Origin of the sequence: Neobacillus niacini, from assembly GCF_046591715.1 — a bacterium.
Taxonomy (GTDB): domain Bacteria; phylum Bacillota; class Bacilli; order Bacillales; family Cytobacillaceae; genus Neobacillus; species Neobacillus niacini_L.
Window position 1 is genome coordinate 1 of sequence record NZ_JAWVNQ010000033.1, and the last position, 1,500, is coordinate 1,500.

Below are 1,500 nucleotides of genomic sequence, written 5' to 3' on the forward strand. Positions count from 1 at the left end.
AGAGAACGTCTAATATTTTGTGTAAATGGTTATACTTGCCAATTAAGGAGATGATCGTTTATGCAAAACTTTAGAGATATGACCATTAGAGAATTAGCCAGGCAATGTGAAACTGTCGATGATATTCAAGTTATGATTAGAGATCTATTCAAGGAAACCTTACAACAGGTTTTTGAGGCCGAGATTGAGGAACACCTCGGATACTCCAAACACGATGTTATTGGGAATAACACAGGAAATAGTCGAAACGGTTATAGTAAAAAAACCATTAAATCTAAACTGGGGGAAACAGTAGTTAAGATTCCTAGGGATAGAAAAGGTGAATATGAACCTCAAATTATTAAAAAGTACGAGACATCTATTAACGGACTAGAGGATCAAATTATTGCCCTTTATTCCAAAGGAATGTCTACCCGTGACATTGAAGGACACATGAAGGATATCTACGGAATTAATGTTTCCCCTTCGTTGGTTAGTAAGGTGACTGATAAGATTTTACCGCTGGTTTATGAGTGGCAGTCCCGTCTTCTAGACCCTGTTTATCCAATTGTGTTTTTGGATGCGATTCACTTTAAAGTTAAGCATGAAAACCGGATTATTAATAAAGCTGCCTATACGGTGTTAGGTATCAACACCGATGGTGTTAAGGATATTTTAGGTATTTGGATTGGCGAAAATGAAAGTGCTAGCTTTTGGCTAAACGTTTGCCAGGAATTAAAAAGCCGTGGGGTCCAAGACATCCTAATAGCCTGTAAAGACGGGCTTAATGGGTTCTCTGATGCCATTAATGCAACTTTCCCAAAAACTGATATTCAATTGTGTGTGATTCATCAGCTACGAAATAATATGAAGTATGTTCCTTCTAAAAACCGTAAAGAGGTAATTGATGACTTAAAGAAAGTTTATAAGGCATTTACATTGGAACAGGCTGAAATGGCCTTTAGCGAATTCAAAGAAAAGTGGGGCCAAAAACATCCATCAGTGGTTAAATCTTGGGAATCTAACTGGTTGGAGTTAACAGCCTTTTTCACCTACCCTGTTGAAATTAGAAAGTTAATCTATACAACAAATACCATTGAAGCCTTCCATAGGCAACTAAGAAAGGTCACAAAAACAAAGACTGCTTACCCAACCGACAATGCTCTTAGAAAGATAGTTTATCTGGCCACGATTGGTGTAACTGACACTTGGACTAATGCAATACCAGGTTGGCTAGAATGTAGACAACAGTTTGAAATCATGTTTGGTGAGCGTCTGGGGAAATATGTATAAGTTTGTTGTTTTAGTAGTAGGGCTGCGCCCTAGGGTTTATTGCTTGTGTTCTCCCAAAAAGGGAAAAAGAGAGGTGAAAACACCTCCCCTTTTTGTACAGAACCTTACTAGGTGCTCGGGTTGCTCCCCAGCATTGCCCTATCCCCCTAGTAAGTAAGAGCACTATGGTTTAAGTGTAGTCAAAATTACTATTAATAAATCATTTACACAAAATAATTTACATTCCCT

At 38.0% G+C, this 1,500-nt stretch carries 1 protein-coding gene; it reads left to right on the plus strand.

Going from position 1 to position 1,500, the window contains the following annotated elements; all coding sequences use genetic code 11:
• Positions 1 to 60: 60 nt before the first annotated feature.
• The gene (locus SFC47_RS25720) at positions 61 to 1,272 is read left to right on the plus strand and encodes an IS256 family transposase (protein WP_411257378.1); all 1,212 of its coding nucleotides are present in this window, start codon (positions 61 to 63) and stop codon (positions 1,270 to 1,272) included.
• Positions 1,273 to 1,500: the final 228 nt, after the last annotated feature.